The sequence below is a fragment of the Candidatus Methylacidiphilales bacterium genome, assembly GCA_025056655.1.
GTDB lineage: Bacteria > Verrucomicrobiota > Verrucomicrobiia > Methylacidiphilales > JANWVL01 > JANWVL01.
Genome location: JANWVL010000095.1, coordinates 1 through 14,238, shown reverse-complemented (window position 1 = coordinate 14,238; position 14,238 = coordinate 1). Strand labels below are relative to the sequence as shown.

Genomic DNA, 14,238 nt, shown 5'->3' with positions numbered 1-14,238 from the left:
GCAAGCGCTCTATATGACTAAATACAGCGATGCATTTTAATAAAAACTTCCTGCGCCCAATCCCCTGCGTCATGCAGAGAGCCGCTATCCGATAAATCCTAGCTAAAACCCAACCTTTTTGCCGAGATACAAGCTCATCAAAAGCCTTCTCATTTCCTGACTTGAATAATTCAACGAGTTCCTCATCCCGAACATAACCCGCATCAAATGATTCCTTAAAGGTCGCTGCTTTAGATGATCGAGTGAGAACGAGGCTATTCGTTCTTACTTTTTACCCCACTTACAATCTCGGCCAAGCCTCCACTCCTTAAGACGCGCGCATCGCTCTTCCTGTATGCTTCTCCAACACTGCCACTGCTCAGGCGTCAATACCGCCTCAATTTTTTTACGCTCTTCTGCACGCACTACGTTTAATTCTGCCTCATACCCAGCCAGTTGTCTTGTCTGTTCACGAATAGCATTCGGATCTGGCTGATCCACCTCCATCAACTCGCGCAACTTCTCCCTCTCAGTCCTGACTAATTCGCACTGTGGACGTATTTTTTCGCGCGCTTGCCGCATGAGGGCTTTGATTTGTAGTTTTTGGACGTCACTTAACCTCAACTCTCGCATCAACTTTGCAAAAAAAAACGCTCATTTCATTTGCTCTCCTGCCGTTGCCGGCCCGAATCGGCATGCAAAGAAAATTCAGGATAGATTAAGAATGCTAAGCTTAAAAAAGAAGCCGTAGAATTTTTGTCTAAATTAATCTTTTCATACACACAATATGATGCAAAAGCCCGTTTATAAGTTACAAAATTTTTTGCCTTCCAAGTTTGATTTCCAAACCTATTAGAACAGTCAGCTCGCAATTTCTAGTAACTGCCCGATCTAAGACTCATGCAAAACCATCCTACCTCTCATTTCCTGTGGGCTTTTCTCATATTGGCTCTCATTACACTTGTTGCCGCGTTCACGCTAAAAGTCTACAAGGATCGCTCCCTACAAACCGATGCCCCCCTTCCAATAGTTCGCATCCTCTCACGATTTCAATTACTCAACCAAGACAACATTCCAGTCAATGAAACCCTCTTCCACAATAAGATTTCCCTTGTCGCCTTTGCTTTCACACGTTGCCCTGGCCCATGCCCAGCCATCATTCAACGCCTAGAGCAATTCCAAATCCCTTTCCGCCGCGCACGACCTTACGTTCAACTCGTAACATTTACAGTTGACCCCGAATACGACACCCCAGAAGTCTTAAAACGCTACAGTCAAAGCCTAAAAGCAGACCCATCGCTTTGGCATTTTTTAACTGGTGCAAAAGGTGAAGTCTTCCGTGTAGCCGAAAAAGACTTTCTGCTACCCGCCACAGAAAATCCCCCCGAGGCCCAATCAGAGCACGGTGCAGTTCTCCACAGCACTCGTTTAGTCCTAGTAGATAACCAAGCTCGCATACGCCAATATTATGATGCTTTTGATCCAGAACTCCTACCTAAAGTCCTTCACGACGTCGGCAAACTCCTACGCGAAGCCAACATCATTTTGCCAAATTAATTCTTTTTACCTTACCGTATGCTGACCGACCCAATCTTCCCTACCCTCAACGCCGCCTTGAACCTCCTTGCAACCATTTTCCTCCTCGGCGGTTACCTCGCTATTCGCAAAGGCCGAATCTCCATTCATCGACTCTGCATGGTCTCAGCTTTCATCGCATCCTCAATTTTTTTAGCAAGCTACCTCTACTACCATTTTAACTACCCTAGCGTCCCATATTCTAAGCAAGATTGGACAAGACCTCTTTATTTTTTAATCCTGATCTCACACATCATTCTCGCAATCGTAATGCTGCCGATGATTTTCATAACCTTCTATCACGCCTTCAAAAACAACTTCTCCAAACATCGTGCCCTAGCACGTGTCACGTGGCCCATTTGGATTTACGTCTCCTTTACCGGCGTGATCATTTACCTGATGCTATATATTATTTAGGAAATCTCAGACCCACACCTTTCCTCACCCCAACAAATATGAAACACTACCGCCAAGAACTCACTTTCCATACGCCCACTCGACGCGCACTGATCAACATCACACCACAAGTCGCAGAAGCCGTTCGCGCCAGTCAAATCCGTGAAGGCCTATGCCTTGTCAATGCCATGCATATCACCGCCTCTGTCTTTGTTAACGATGATGAACCTGGTCTTCATCACGATTTTGAACAATGGCTCGAAAAACTCGCTCCCGAAAAACCCTATAGCCAATACCAACACAACCGCACTGGAGAAGACAACGCTGATGCCCACCTCAAGCGGACCCTCATGGGACGCGACGTCACCATAGCCATCACTCAAGGCAAGCTCGACCTCGGCCCATGGGAACAAATCTTCTATGGTGAATTCGATGGCCGTCGCCCCAAGCGAGTCCTCATCAAAATCATCGGTGAATAACGATTCCGACTCGCCAAGTCCCTACCGATACTTAAATTAAAATTATGAAACTCCCGGGCAAAATCCCCGTCATGCTACTCGCTGACTCCATCCTCTTCCCCCAAGCGTTTCTTCCCCTTTACATCTACGAAGAACACTATCGGCTCCTCCTACGCCACGCATTGGATTCACATCGCCTCTTCGCCATAGCTCTTCCAAGACGCCGCAAACCGATCCCCTATCCCATCGGATGCCTTGGGCTGATCCGCGCATGCGTAGATCATCCAGACGGCACTTCACATTTAGTCTTGCAAGGCCTTTGTCGAATTCGTTTCACCGCATTTCATACTCACCATCCCTACCTCACTGCAAACTACACTCTCCACAACACCCACCCCTGCGATCCCCATCCACTCTTGGATCGGCTGGCAAAAGATATCCAAGAAACCATACGCCATATCACCACACACCACTCTGAGTTCCCCTCTTGGATCGCTCCATACATCGGCTCTTTAACCGAACACGACATGCTTTGCGACATCGTTGCCCATACCTTCATTCAATCTCTCAGTGTAAAACGAAAAATCATCCAAGAACAATTCCTCCCTGAACGCCTTCGCCTCGTTCGCGACGCCCTCAATCACCTCGCAGAGCACATCTAAGGGCTCATGAAAGCCTCTTCCTCCGCTCCCCTCGCCTCTGAGGCTCAACTCAAATATCGCCTCCGCTCCATTCATGCGCCCCTCCGCGTGGCCTGCCTTTCAGCCCCATCGACTTTGAAACGTCTCCCACACATACATAAAAACCACAAATTTCCAGTGGATCTTATTGAAATTCGCCTCGATTTCTTACTCAAAAACGGACTCTCTTTTGATTCGCTCACCTCTCAACTCTCCTCTATCCTCAAAAACACCTCTATTCCCATACTCCTCACGCCACGACACCCACATGAAGGGGGCCAATGGCGCTGGCGTTCTCACACCGAGCGCATGGATCTTGCATTTACTCTCCTCCCTTACGCAAGCGCTATAGATCTCGAATTAGCCTATCTTGAGCCTCTACAACCCCTTTTGAAAAGCATCCGCAAAAGCAACGTAGCTTTGTGCCTTTCCGCTCACTTCCTTAAAAAGCCCCTATCCCTATCTCAGATTCAGAAACTCACAAATCAGTTCACAGAGGCTCGGCCCGACCTAGCAAAAATCGCAGCTCTAGCCCGTTCCCCTCATGAACTTTCCATCCTCTGCTACCCCCTTATCCATGCCCCGAAGCTACCCTGGGCTCTCATGGCTACAGGCCCACAAGCACTCCTCACACGAGTTACTCTGGCCAGCCTCGGATCAAAACTGATCTACGGCTATCTCGATCACCCCACTGCACCAGGACAACCATCGATTTATCAAGTTAACCAAATCCTAAAAAACCTCGCCCCACTATTCCTACCTCCCTCAGCTTGATTCATCTCAGCCCTATTCCCCAGGCGGCACCTTAAGAATCTCACCATCACCCAGCAAGAGGACTTCCCAACCCTCATCCCAAAAACGTAAAAGAACTTGATCCCGGCCCCATTTCAATCCACCCCTCAAGGGTTCATACTCAAAACTGTTCTCCTTCATCAGCCGCCAATGACGTTCACTGATCCATCCACGCTCATACAATAGCTCAGGAGTGATCGGCTCAACAACTTCTAGCCCACCCTTCTCAGCATCCTCTTTAAACCGACTCAGAGCTTGATAATAACCACCCATCAAATTCAGACAGAGACTACGCCGCGTATTCCGATCGATCGTCCGAATCCAATCAGGCAAGCTTCGCACCAGATAAAACAACAAAACCACCCCAGCCAATAACCCCAAAATTCTACCTACACCTCTCATCTATCTTACTTCAAAAACTCCCACACACACGATAGCGCATCCTCCAGACCTTCCACACGTCCACCACCACCTTGTGCCAAATCGGAGCGCCCGCCACCCCGGCCCCCAATTAAAGGCACCAGCTTTTGAACAATCGTCCCTGCAGAATACTGACCCGTATAATCCTTAGAGACCGACACAAGAATGCTCGCTTTCTGGGTATCTCGATAACCCAACACCAAAATCCCCTTCCACCCCCTCTGCTTAAAAGCATCGGCCACCGCCTGCAACAATCCTGGCGATGCATGCTGAGATCCAGACAGATTGGCGACGACTACAGGCACTCCACTAGGCAAGACTCGTGCGCGCTGATGATAATCAGCATAAATCTCAACGGCTTCCTTCCTCAAAGCCTCTTCCAAAGCTTTACTTTCTCTCCTCACCAGTTCTCTCCCTTTTTCTCGAAACGTAAGCAAGCATCCTCTTGCCTTTTCTAATCTCTCCCAAGCTTCACTCGGATCGCTTCCCTCACCGGGCTTCTCAGGCCAATCGATAGGCAACGGAACCTGATATTTCCTAGCAAGCACACTCAGCTCTTCACGCAGCCGTTCCCACTCCTCTGCTGCGTAGTCTGTCACGCCTGCTCCGCAAACGGCCTCTATCCTTCGAATGCCAGCAGCAATTGCACTCTCTGAAACAATTTTGAAAAAGCCCGCTTCACCAGTTGAAGCCAGATGCGTGCCCCCACAAAGCTCCTTAGAGTATCCACCGATATCCACGACACGCACAATATCACCATATTTCTCCCCAAAAAACTGCATAATCGTAGGATCCATTTTTACTTCGCGATAGCTTTGAATCCTTGTTTGAACAGGATCGTCAGCCGCGATTTTTTCAGTTACAAGCCGTTCCACGGCAGACAATTCCTCCGGAGTCATTCCCTTCCCATGAGAAAAATCGAATCGCAACCGATCAGGGCCGACGTAAGAGCCACGTTGCGCAACACGGTTGCCAAGCACCATCCTCAAAGCCCAATGCAAGAGATGCGTAGCCGTATGATGCGCAGCAATCCGATGTCGCCTTTTGAGATCGATTCGCACAAAAACCTCTGCACCTTTCGGTCCAGTAAAAGCCCGATCAAGAAGATGAATCACCGCTCCACCTTTTCCTTTTTGCGTATCCAAAATGGAGTAAGTCTCCGTCTCAAAATAAAGCGTCCCTTGATCCCCGACTTGCCCGCCCATCTCCGCGTAGCACGGCGTCTCAGAAAGGATGACGAACGGCGGTTGAGGATTCACTTCAAGCACTGTGCCTTTGCCTTCCCCCGCTTCGTATCCTATAAAGCGTGTGACGATTGCAGAATCCCCATCCTGATTCACCTCGATAACAACACGTTTATGAGCTGCTAAGCTACGCTGGCGCTGCTCTTCCATTGCGCGATCAAAGCCTTCTCGATCCATCGTAAGATGCGCCTCGCGAGCGAGGAGCTCCGTCAAGTCGTAGGGAAAACCGTAGGTATCATAAAGACGAAAAATAAACTCACCTGAGAGCTGCTGAATTTGTGCTGACTGTAAACGTTGCCGCTCCTCTCGAAAAAGCGATAACCCGCGCTCCACCGTTTTCCCGAAACTTTCTTCTTCTGCCTTAATCACAGAAACAATAGTGCTCTCCTGATCAGCAAGCTCAGGAAAAGTCGGCGCAAACTTCTTCACCAAAGCCGGGACAATCTCAAAGAGAAACGGACCTTGTATACCAAGCTCCACCCTCCCAAATTTAACGGCCCGCCTTAGAATGCGTCGTAGCACATACCCCCGTCCTTCATTGCTCGGCCAGATCCCATCCGCAATCGCAAACGCCAAAGTCCGTAGATGATCCGCAATAACTCGAAAAGCAACAGTCAAAGGCTGAGGCAAGATCCTTTCGAAATCAAGAATGCACTCTGTTGAAGCGATAGATTGTAAGACAGACTGATTCTGAGAATGGCTTGAAATGGCCCTTTCAGCTATCGCAAGCAGGATCTCACGAAATACGTCTGTGGCATAGTTTGAAATGTGCAAATTGTCAAATTGCGTGAATCCTTTTGTGCCTTGAATAATTGAGCAAACCCGCTCAAAGCCCATTCCCGTATCCACATGCCGAGAGGGAAGCGGAACAAATGATCCATCCGCAGTGGCGTTGAACTGAATAAAAACAAGGTTCCAAATCTCAATGCACTGAGGACTGCCTGAATTGACCAGCGAGCGCCCTGTGTCAGGACGATACTCCCGATCAGGCAGAAGGTTCACGTGAATTTCAGAGCACGGACCGCAAGGACCTGTATCCCCCATCATCCAAAAATTATCCTTTTTGCTTCCAAAGAGGATATGCACCTGTGGATCGAGACCTGCTGAGCGAAACACGTCTTGCCAGATCGCATAGGCTTCTTCATCAAAGGAAGCAGGCTCCGTCTGAGCGGGCCTGTAAACCGTTGCAAAGAGACGATGCGGTGGAAAATTCCAGCGATCGACTAGCAATTCCCAAGCCCAGGTAATGGCCTCTTGTTTGAAATAGTCGCCGAAGCTCCAGTTCCCAAGCATCTCAAAAAAAGTGTGATGATAAGTGTCATGGCCGACATCGTCTAAATCATTATGTTTTCCGCCGGCTCGGATGCATTTCTGGGTATCTGCAGCTCGTGGCGGACGATAAGGGCAAGGCGCTTGTGAGAGAAAAATGGGCACAAATTGATTCATCCCAGCATTGGTGAAAAGCAAGTTGGGAGAATCGGGCAACAGACTACTGGAAGGAACGATGGTGTGCTGTTTTTCCGCAAAGAAATCTAGGAAGCTTTTTCTAACGTCCGAAGATTGCATGAGGTTGGCTTAGCAAAAGCACCGCGAGATGGGCGAGCTTTTTGATAACAAAGGATCAACGCTTCTTCTTCGAGCTCGGCGAAGAAGTGGAAGTCGGTGAAGCCACTTTGTCGAGATATCGGACGTTTTCTTCCTTTTCAAGCTGTGCCACGAGCTTATCGATGGCGTCGAGTTGCGCCTCTTGAGTGAGGAATTGCTCAATCTGAGGCTTGAGTTGATCGAGTTGAGCTTTCCGAGCTTCCTTCCGGTCGCGCACCATGACGAAATGGAAACCACGATCAGTGGCAAAGATTTCGCTGACTTGGCCCGGTTTTAACTTGAAAGCCACATCGTCAAATTCCTTGCCAAGCGTGCCGCGGGCTATCCAACCAAGATCGCCATCGTTTTTTTCCTTGGAAATCTCACGTGCAAGCTTCGCAAAATCCTCACCTAGCATAACACGCTGTCTGATGGACTCTAATGCTTGGCGTTTAGCATGGCGATCGTCCGCACTCGCTTCAGGCGGCACCAGAACTGAAATGTGACTGACGCGAACCATTTCTGGTTGGTCCAGTTTGTCTTTATTTTGGTCGAAGAACTGCCGAACCGCTTGATCTGAAGGACTCGGTGGGGGCGGCAGACGTTGCCGAATAAGCTCTTGGATACGGATTGAGTCAGCTATTTGTTTCTTGAGCTCCTGTTCCGTCAATTCTTGTTCCTCAAGAGCCTTCAAAAATAAATCCTCAGATAAAAATTGCTCTTTGTATTCTTGGAGTTGATGCTCAATTTTTTTTTCAAGGTCAGCAGCGTGGATTTCTTTAGCTGCATTGCTTAGGAGCATTCGTCGAGTAACCGATTTTAACGCTGCAATCTCAAAGTGCTTACGCTGGACTGGGGTGAGCGTTTGAAGTTTCAGGTCAAGTTTTCTCAGAATAAAGCCGAGCTCCTTATCAAGATCTTTACGGGTGATAGTAAAAGACTTGGCTTGGACTAAAATTTCTTCTGGTCTTGCTGCTGGGGATTGTTTCTGCTCTGAAGATATGCCCGTAGCAGAGAGTGAATGAATGAGTAAGGCAAAGTAAAAAAGATTAGCTCGGAAAATAGTCATATAAATTCAGAACGCTGAGGGCTGTAATTTCAACGCGGACGTAGTAGCAAACAAAGCTATAGTTTTCCTTCAAAATCTTCAATAATTTGTAGAAAGTCCTCCGGCTTTTCTGCCTTTAAGAGCGCCTCTCGATTCGAGGGATCTTTCAGAATACGAGCGAGCGCTCCGACAACTGTGAGGTATTCGGTAGTCATCCGTTTGGGAGTGCCAATAACAAAAATAAGCCGGACTATTTGATTGCAATTTTCAAAAAGTATCCCCTCATTGCTTCGGCCTACAGCTAGAATCAGAGATTTAACGTGATCAGTTCGTGCATGAGGAAAAGCTATTGAGTTTCCAATGCAGGTAGTCTCGACCCGTTCGCGTGCAAGTAGCTCTTGATAGAAACCTTCAAAATTTAGAAGCGAAGGATGGCCGTTGAGGAGACTAGCCGTCTCATAAATCGCATTCGTGCGCTTAGTGCTTTTTAGATTCAGATTGATGAGCGATGGTTTAAGAAGGCGGCTAATCAGCATACTGCGAATGCCCTGCTCTTATTAAGGCTGTAGTTAAAAATGCAAAGTAAAATTAACTTAAATTAACTTATATTCATGCCTTTCCATGCAAGCTTGCTTCGGAGCAAATGAAAAAAATCATTTCCCGGGATATAAGCCAAGCTTACTTTGTGTGCTGAAGCTTTGATTTCAAGGATAGCCCCTGCATACCATTCTCCCAACGAACATCCGTCATACTCGATGTAAGCGGGGGGACGCCCCCCAGTAATCTCAACGGTTACTATCGCGTCTCCACCTAATACTACAGAACGATTGCTCAATGTGTGTGGCGACAATGGAGTGACGATAATCACCCCCGCATCCGGACTTACAATTGGTCCACCCGCTGCGAGGGAATACGCTGTTGACCCCGTAGGCGTCGCTACAATTAGGCCATCTGCCATATATTCCGTCATGACTTTATCATTTACCTTCACACCCATCCGAATCATCTGCCCTTGCGGAGCTCGAGTAATTACGATGTCATTCAAAGCACAAGGGATTTTTTCTTGTCTTCCCTCCATTCTGATCGTCGCTTCAAGAACCATCCTTGGACTGCAATAAAAACTTTGAGATTCGATAGCCACAATAGCCTTCTTTAGATCCTCCCTCCGCGCGCCAGTAAGAAAACCCAAACTCCCCATGTGAATCCCCAAAATTGGAATTTGATGAGGAAAAACCCGATGAACAACTCTCAACAAAGACCCGTCGCCGCCCGCTACCAAAAGCACATCGGCCTGATGACAAATCTCAGTTATTTTCACACCTCTTCCACCCACAAAGGCAGCAGTTCGCTCTTCCAACAAAACTTCGACTCCCTCTCCACACTCAACCACCACTCTCTCAATCTCGTCCAAAAGTTCCTTTGCTCCACCTTTATTGACATTAACCACAACCCCAACGCGCTTTTTCAAAACACCCTTACTCACTTGCTTCTCCATCACCTTCCCCTTATCAGGGAAAACCAAAAACTCAAATCCTCTTCTTTCTGAAAAACTCGATCCCGACAATTTTCCTTGTCACAATCCGCGCTTAGATAAAGCATACCCCGCATGTTAAGAATAGGAATCGGCTACGACGTTCATCGCCTCATCCCCGCTCGACCTCTCTTCCTCGGTGGCCTTCATGTTCCTCATTCTCATGGCCTAGAAGGCCACTCAGATGCAGACGTCCTCCTTCACGCCATCGCTGACGCTCTACTCGGTGCATTAGGAGAAGGCGATATTGGTCACCACTTCCCCAATACCGATCCTCGTTGGAAAAACGCCCCAAGCATACAATTCATCGATCACATCACAAAGATAATGAACCAAAAAAACGCCACTCTCCATAATATCGATGCCACAATAATTGCCGAATCTCCTAAAATTTCCCCACACATCCCAGCAATGAAGTCGACAATCGCCTCTTCGCTTCAAGTCCATCCCTCCCAGATCGGGATTAAAGCCACAACCAACGAAAACCTCGGGTTCCTCGGCCGTAAAGAAGGAATCGCTGCCATCGCTGTTGCACTTGTTAACCTGCCCTAAAAATTTACTCACCTCGCCTCACTCTTCGTTCATCCGATGACAACTTTGACCAACCCCCTCCGATTCATCACCTTCGAAGGCACTGAAGCATCCGGTAAGTCCACACAATCTCACCTCCTCAAGAAACGACTCGAAGACCTCGGCCACACTGTTATCCTCTGCCGCGAACCCGGCGGAACCGCCCTCGGAGAACAAATCCGCCACCTCCTCAAACACAGCCGTGAAGGCATCGGCATGTGCCCAGAGACTGAACTTTTACTCTTCGCCGCCTCTCGCGCGCAACTCATTCATGAGACGATCATCCCCGCCCTAAAAAAAAACCACTGGGTAATTTGTGACCGCTTCGCTGACTCATCAATTGTGTATCAAGGCATCGGACGTTCATTACCCCTAGCCACCGTCGATACCATCAACCAATTCGCCACGCAAAACCTCGTCCCAACCCTCACTTTCCTACTTGACATTTCCCTAAAAGAAGCTCAAGCACGGCTACACCTCAGAACTCATTCCGAAGCTAACCAATTCGACAGAATGGAAGATCAATCCTCTCGCTTCTTCGAGCAAATCATCTCCGGATACCGCCAGCTCGCTCAAGCTCATCCACAGCGCATAAAAATCATCCCCGCCTCTCCACCCCCCCCTATCGTCGCTGAAAATATCTGGCAACACGTCTCCCATGCCTTTTCACTCTGAGCAACTCCTCACCCAAATCCAAGCGGCCCTCCGCCAACGCCGCCTCGCTCACGCCTACCTCCTCATCGGCCAAACCACCGACGCGCTTGAAAAAATAGCCCACGCCATCGCACAAATCATCCTACCCACCTCCTCCCCACCACATCCAGATCTACACATCGTCGCCCCATCCGGAAAAGCACGTGTCATCAAAATCGACCAAATCCGTGCCCTAGAAAACGAAATTTATCTCAAACCACTCCTAGCCGACTACAAACTCACCCTCATTCTCGAAGCCGACCGTCTCTGCCAAGGCCAAGCCACCGCAGCCAATGCCTTCCTTAAAACCCTTGAAGAACCTCCCCCCCACACCCTCTTCATCCTCACCACTACACAACCTAACACCCTCCTAGAAACTATCCGCTCCCGTTGCCTCAACATCTTCCTACACACCCCCCCACCCGATCCCCTACCAGAAAGCCGCTCACTCATCGAAGAATGGTTCTCCCCTCACCAACCCCACCGCCTCCAACCCTACCACCGCGCACGAATCTTACAAAATGCCATCGAACAAATCTACCAACGCCTATCAACCCAACATGAATTCGAGCACCCCGATGAAGAAACTGCCAAAGCCCTCGCTGAATCTGCTGTCCAACAACAACGCAGCCTCCTCCTCCTCAACCTCATCCACGCCTACTCAGAAAAACTCCACACCCCTAACCTATCTCCCTCCCTCCTCCACTACTACAGCCAATCCATAAAAATCATTGACCAACTCAATCACGCTCTAGAGCTCAAAGTCGACCCCGCCCTCGCCATCGAATACGCCTGCTGGCAACTCTACCGCATAGAAAAACAACTCCCCCTCCTCGACCCCTCCCCCACTCCCCCTCACTAAGCAAACCCCATGCCCTCACCCAATCCCCATCCCTCGCCCCCCCATAAAACCCAAGCCACCCTCACCTCGTCCCTCTTCCTATTCTCCATCCTACCCACCCTAGCCTCATTCACCTATACCCACCCCCACGCACAACCCACCACCACGCCCGATCCCCCCACAACAATAAAACTCCTCTGCCCCGCCATAGGCTACACCGAAATCTACCTCCACCGATCCCAGGTCAACACAAAAGCCCAACTCCTCACCCACAACCTCCTCCCAACCACTCCCATTCCCCGAGCCCCAAAAAAACTCCACCTCCTCCTCCCATCCCCCACCTCACTACACAAAATCATTCGCCGCCAATTCACAATTCCCCTACTCCTCCCATGGGGCTCCCTAAACGCCTTCCCCCACCTCATCCACATCCTGCACCAAGCCCAACCCTACAAAAAATTCATGCTCAACCCCCATCCACCTCACGATCCCAAACTACTCCAACTCAAAAACTCCCTCCTCCTCCAAACCGCACTCACCTCCATCCCACCATACCTCTCCTACTCCGACGATCCCCTCATCGCTCACCTCACCCTTCCACAAGCAATAGCCCAATTCACCATCGCCGACTCCAACACCTCATACACCCTCCTCCACCAAAACAACACATTCACCATCTATCCAACCCACACCCCCCATACCCCCTCCCCCACCCCATCCCTCCCCCGCGTCCAAGTCCAATTCAAAACCTCCCACATCGCCCACGCAGCCCTCACCCAACAACTCGACACCTCCACTGCCATCCTCAACCAACAAATCTCACTCACAGGCCTCATCCCCTTTGCCCAAGCCCTACACACCATCATGCTCCGCACACACACCTACCTCACCACAACATGAACCCCCTCCTCTCACGCGCAAGCCGCCTCATCCCCGGCTCCATCTACGGCCACACCTCCCCCATCCTCTCCCACCCACAAACCGCACCCGCATTCGCCATCAAAGCCAAAGGCGCCCGCTACATAGATGCCGACGGCAACGAATGGCTCGACCTCATGTGCGCCTACGGCACCAACATCCTCGGCTACGCCCACCCCACCGTCCTCGAAGCCGCAATACGCCAACTCCACAACAGCGACTGCCTCAACCACCCCACCCCACTAATGCTCGACCTAGCCGACCGCCTAATCTCCCTCACACAATTCGCCGCCTGGGCAGTCTTCGCCAAAAACGGCACCGACGTCACCACCTACGCCATACAAGTCGCCCGCGAACACACCCGCCGCCCCAAAATCCTCTCCATCTCAGGCGCCTACCACGGCACCGCACCCTGGTGCGCACCCTCCATCGCCGGCATCCTACCTGAAGAACGCCGACACATCCACACCTTCCCCTGGAACGACCTCAATCACTTCCACACCCTCATAAAAAAACACCACAACCAAATCGCCGCCATCATCCTCACCCCATTCCACCACCCAAACTTCGCACCCGCCCAACTCCCCTCCCCCGACTTTTTCCCCACCATTCAAAACACCTGCCGCCAACACGGCATCCAAATCATCCTCGACGACATCCGCGCAGGCTTCCGCCTCCACCACCGCGGCTCACACAAAATTTTCAACCTCACACCCGACCTCGCCTGCTACGGAAAAGCCCTCGCCAACGGCTTCCCCATATCCGCCTGCCTCGGCGCAGCCCACCTACGCCGCGCCGCCGAAAGAGTCTTCTTCACCGGCTCCACCTGGCACAGCGCAGCCAGCATGGCCGCCGCACTCGCAACCCTAGACCTCATCGAAAAAAACAACATCCCCCAATTCCTCCACCAACAAGGCCTACGACTCAAAAATTCACTAGAACAACTCGCCGCCCAACACTCCCTCTCCTTCACCCTCACAGGACCCCCCGCAATGCCCACACCACACTTCGAAAACGACCCCTCGCTTCTCCTCCTACAAACCTTCACCCACCTCCTCATGCGCCAACACGTCTTCCTCCACCCCCACCACAACGGATTCCTCTGCGCCGCCCACACCGACTATGAAATAAACGAAATCATACACCGCTCCCAAATCGCCTTCGCCTCCCTAAAATCCACACTTTCCCAAACACACCCCCACACCTATCCTCACCCCACCACACATGACTAACCCCAACCCCCCCTCCCAACCCTCACTCAGCTTCGAAGAAGCCCTAGCCCAACTCGAAAACCTCATCGAAAAACTCGAATCCGGCCAACTCCCCCTCCAAGACCTCATCACCGCCTACGAAAAAGGACGCACCCTAGCCGCAATCTGCGAAAACCACCTCCAACAAGCACAACTAAAAATCGACCTCATCACACAAGAGCAATGGGGGGGGGGGGGGGGGGGGGGGGGGGGGGGGGGGGGGGGGGGGGGGGGGGGGGGGGGGGGGGGGGGGGGGGGG

Annotated in this window: 17 protein-coding genes and 1 pseudogene; 12 read left to right on the top strand and 6 right to left on the bottom strand. The window is 50.6% G+C overall.

The window, feature by feature from the left end; all coding sequences use genetic code 11:
* Positions 1-264: 264 nt before the first annotated feature.
* Positions 265-612 (bottom strand): Spy/CpxP family protein refolding chaperone, encoded by a 348-nt coding sequence (locus NZM04_06015; protein MCS7063583.1) that lies wholly within the window; start codon positions 610-612, stop codon positions 265-267.
* Positions 613-879: 267 nt separating this feature from the next.
* On the opposite strand from NZM04_06015, the gene NZM04_06010 reads away from it, so the two are divergent.
* Genes NZM04_06010 through NZM04_05990 form a run of 5 tightly spaced genes read left to right on the top strand, consistent with a single transcriptional unit; the run spans position 880 to position 3,862 of the window.
* Entirely contained in the window at positions 880-1,536 is a 657-nt protein-coding gene (locus NZM04_06010; protein MCS7063582.1) for an SCO family protein, read from the top strand.
* An 18-nt stretch (positions 1,537-1,554) separates the two neighbouring features.
* On the top strand, positions 1,555-1,971 hold the full coding sequence (locus NZM04_06005) for a DUF420 domain-containing protein (GenBank protein ID MCS7063581.1): 417 nt from the start codon (positions 1,555-1,557) through the stop codon (positions 1,969-1,971).
* A gap of 38 nt (positions 1,972-2,009) precedes the next feature.
* Positions 2,010-2,429: a secondary thiamine-phosphate synthase enzyme YjbQ gene (locus tag NZM04_06000; GenBank protein MCS7063580.1), complete on the top strand. Its 420-nt coding sequence runs from the start codon at positions 2,010-2,012 to the stop codon at positions 2,427-2,429.
* 44 nt (positions 2,430-2,473) lie between these two features.
* On the top strand, positions 2,474-3,070 hold the full coding sequence (locus NZM04_05995; GenBank protein MCS7063579.1) for an LON peptidase substrate-binding domain-containing protein: 597 nt from the start codon (positions 2,474-2,476) through the stop codon (positions 3,068-3,070).
* A 6-nt stretch (positions 3,071-3,076) separates the two neighbouring features.
* Positions 3,077-3,862, top strand: coding sequence for a type I 3-dehydroquinate dehydratase (locus NZM04_05990; GenBank protein MCS7063578.1), 786 nt, complete (start codon positions 3,077-3,079; stop codon positions 3,860-3,862).
* Positions 3,863-3,874: 12 nt separating this feature from the next.
* On the opposite strand, the gene NZM04_05985 is transcribed toward NZM04_05990, so the two are convergent.
* From NZM04_05985 to NZM04_05965, 5 genes are all read right to left on the bottom strand, one after another.
* Entirely contained in the window at positions 3,875-4,282 is a 408-nt protein-coding gene (locus NZM04_05985) for a hypothetical protein (protein ID MCS7063577.1), read from the bottom strand.
* Positions 4,283-4,287: 5 nt separating this feature from the next.
* The gene (gene alaS, locus NZM04_05980; protein MCS7063576.1) at positions 4,288-7,110 is read right to left on the bottom strand and encodes an alanine--tRNA ligase; all 2,823 of its coding nucleotides are present in this window, start codon (positions 7,108-7,110) and stop codon (positions 4,288-4,290) included.
* Positions 7,111-7,165: 55 nt separating this feature from the next.
* Positions 7,166-8,197, bottom strand: coding sequence for a peptidylprolyl isomerase (locus tag NZM04_05975; protein ID MCS7063575.1), 1,032 nt, complete (start codon positions 8,195-8,197; stop codon positions 7,166-7,168).
* A gap of 56 nt (positions 8,198-8,253) precedes the next feature.
* A complete protein-coding gene (locus NZM04_05970) occupies positions 8,254-8,712 on the bottom strand; it encodes a PTS sugar transporter subunit IIA (GenBank protein MCS7063574.1) in 459 nt (152 codons plus the stop codon).
* 62 nt (positions 8,713-8,774) lie between these two features.
* Positions 8,775-9,461 (bottom strand): NAD(+)/NADH kinase, encoded by a 687-nt coding sequence (locus NZM04_05965; GenBank protein ID MCS7063573.1) that lies wholly within the window; start codon positions 9,459-9,461, stop codon positions 8,775-8,777.
* Between NZM04_05965 and NZM04_05960 the strand changes: the two genes are divergently transcribed.
* The 7 genes and pseudogenes from NZM04_05960 to xseB all read left to right on the top strand — a co-directional run bounded on the left by NZM04_05960 (position 9,375) and on the right by xseB (position 14,145).
* Positions 9,375-9,722 carry a hypothetical protein gene (locus NZM04_05960; GenBank protein ID MCS7063572.1) on the top strand — a complete coding sequence of 116 codons (348 nt, stop codon included), beginning with the start codon at positions 9,375-9,377 and terminating at the stop codon, positions 9,720-9,722. The genes NZM04_05965 and NZM04_05960 overlap by 87 nt on opposite strands.
* Before the next feature lie 60 nt (positions 9,723-9,782).
* On the top strand, positions 9,783-10,259 hold the full coding sequence (gene ispF / locus NZM04_05955; GenBank protein ID MCS7063571.1) for a 2-C-methyl-D-erythritol 2,4-cyclodiphosphate synthase: 477 nt from the start codon (positions 9,783-9,785) through the stop codon (positions 10,257-10,259).
* Positions 10,260-10,304: 45 nt separating this feature from the next.
* Positions 10,305-10,952, top strand: coding sequence for a dTMP kinase (tmk, locus tag NZM04_05950; GenBank protein ID MCS7063570.1), 648 nt, complete (start codon positions 10,305-10,307; stop codon positions 10,950-10,952).
* A complete protein-coding gene (locus NZM04_05945) occupies positions 10,936-11,832 on the top strand; it encodes a hypothetical protein (GenBank protein MCS7063569.1) in 897 nt (298 codons plus the stop codon). Before tmk ends, NZM04_05945 begins: the two co-directional genes overlap by 17 nt.
* 9 nt (positions 11,833-11,841) lie before the next feature.
* The gene (locus tag NZM04_05940; GenBank protein ID MCS7063568.1) at positions 11,842-12,711 is read left to right on the top strand and encodes a hypothetical protein; all 870 of its coding nucleotides are present in this window, start codon (positions 11,842-11,844) and stop codon (positions 12,709-12,711) included.
* Complete coding sequence (locus tag NZM04_05935; protein MCS7063567.1) at positions 12,708-13,961, top strand: aminotransferase class III-fold pyridoxal phosphate-dependent enzyme; 1,254 nt, start codon at positions 12,708-12,710, stop codon at positions 13,959-13,961. Before NZM04_05940 ends, NZM04_05935 begins: the two co-directional genes overlap by 4 nt.
* Positions 13,954-14,145: pseudogene (gene xseB, locus NZM04_05930) on the top strand (exodeoxyribonuclease VII small subunit). Before NZM04_05935 ends, xseB begins: the two are co-directional and overlap by 8 nt.
* Positions 14,146-14,238: the final 93 nt, after the last annotated feature.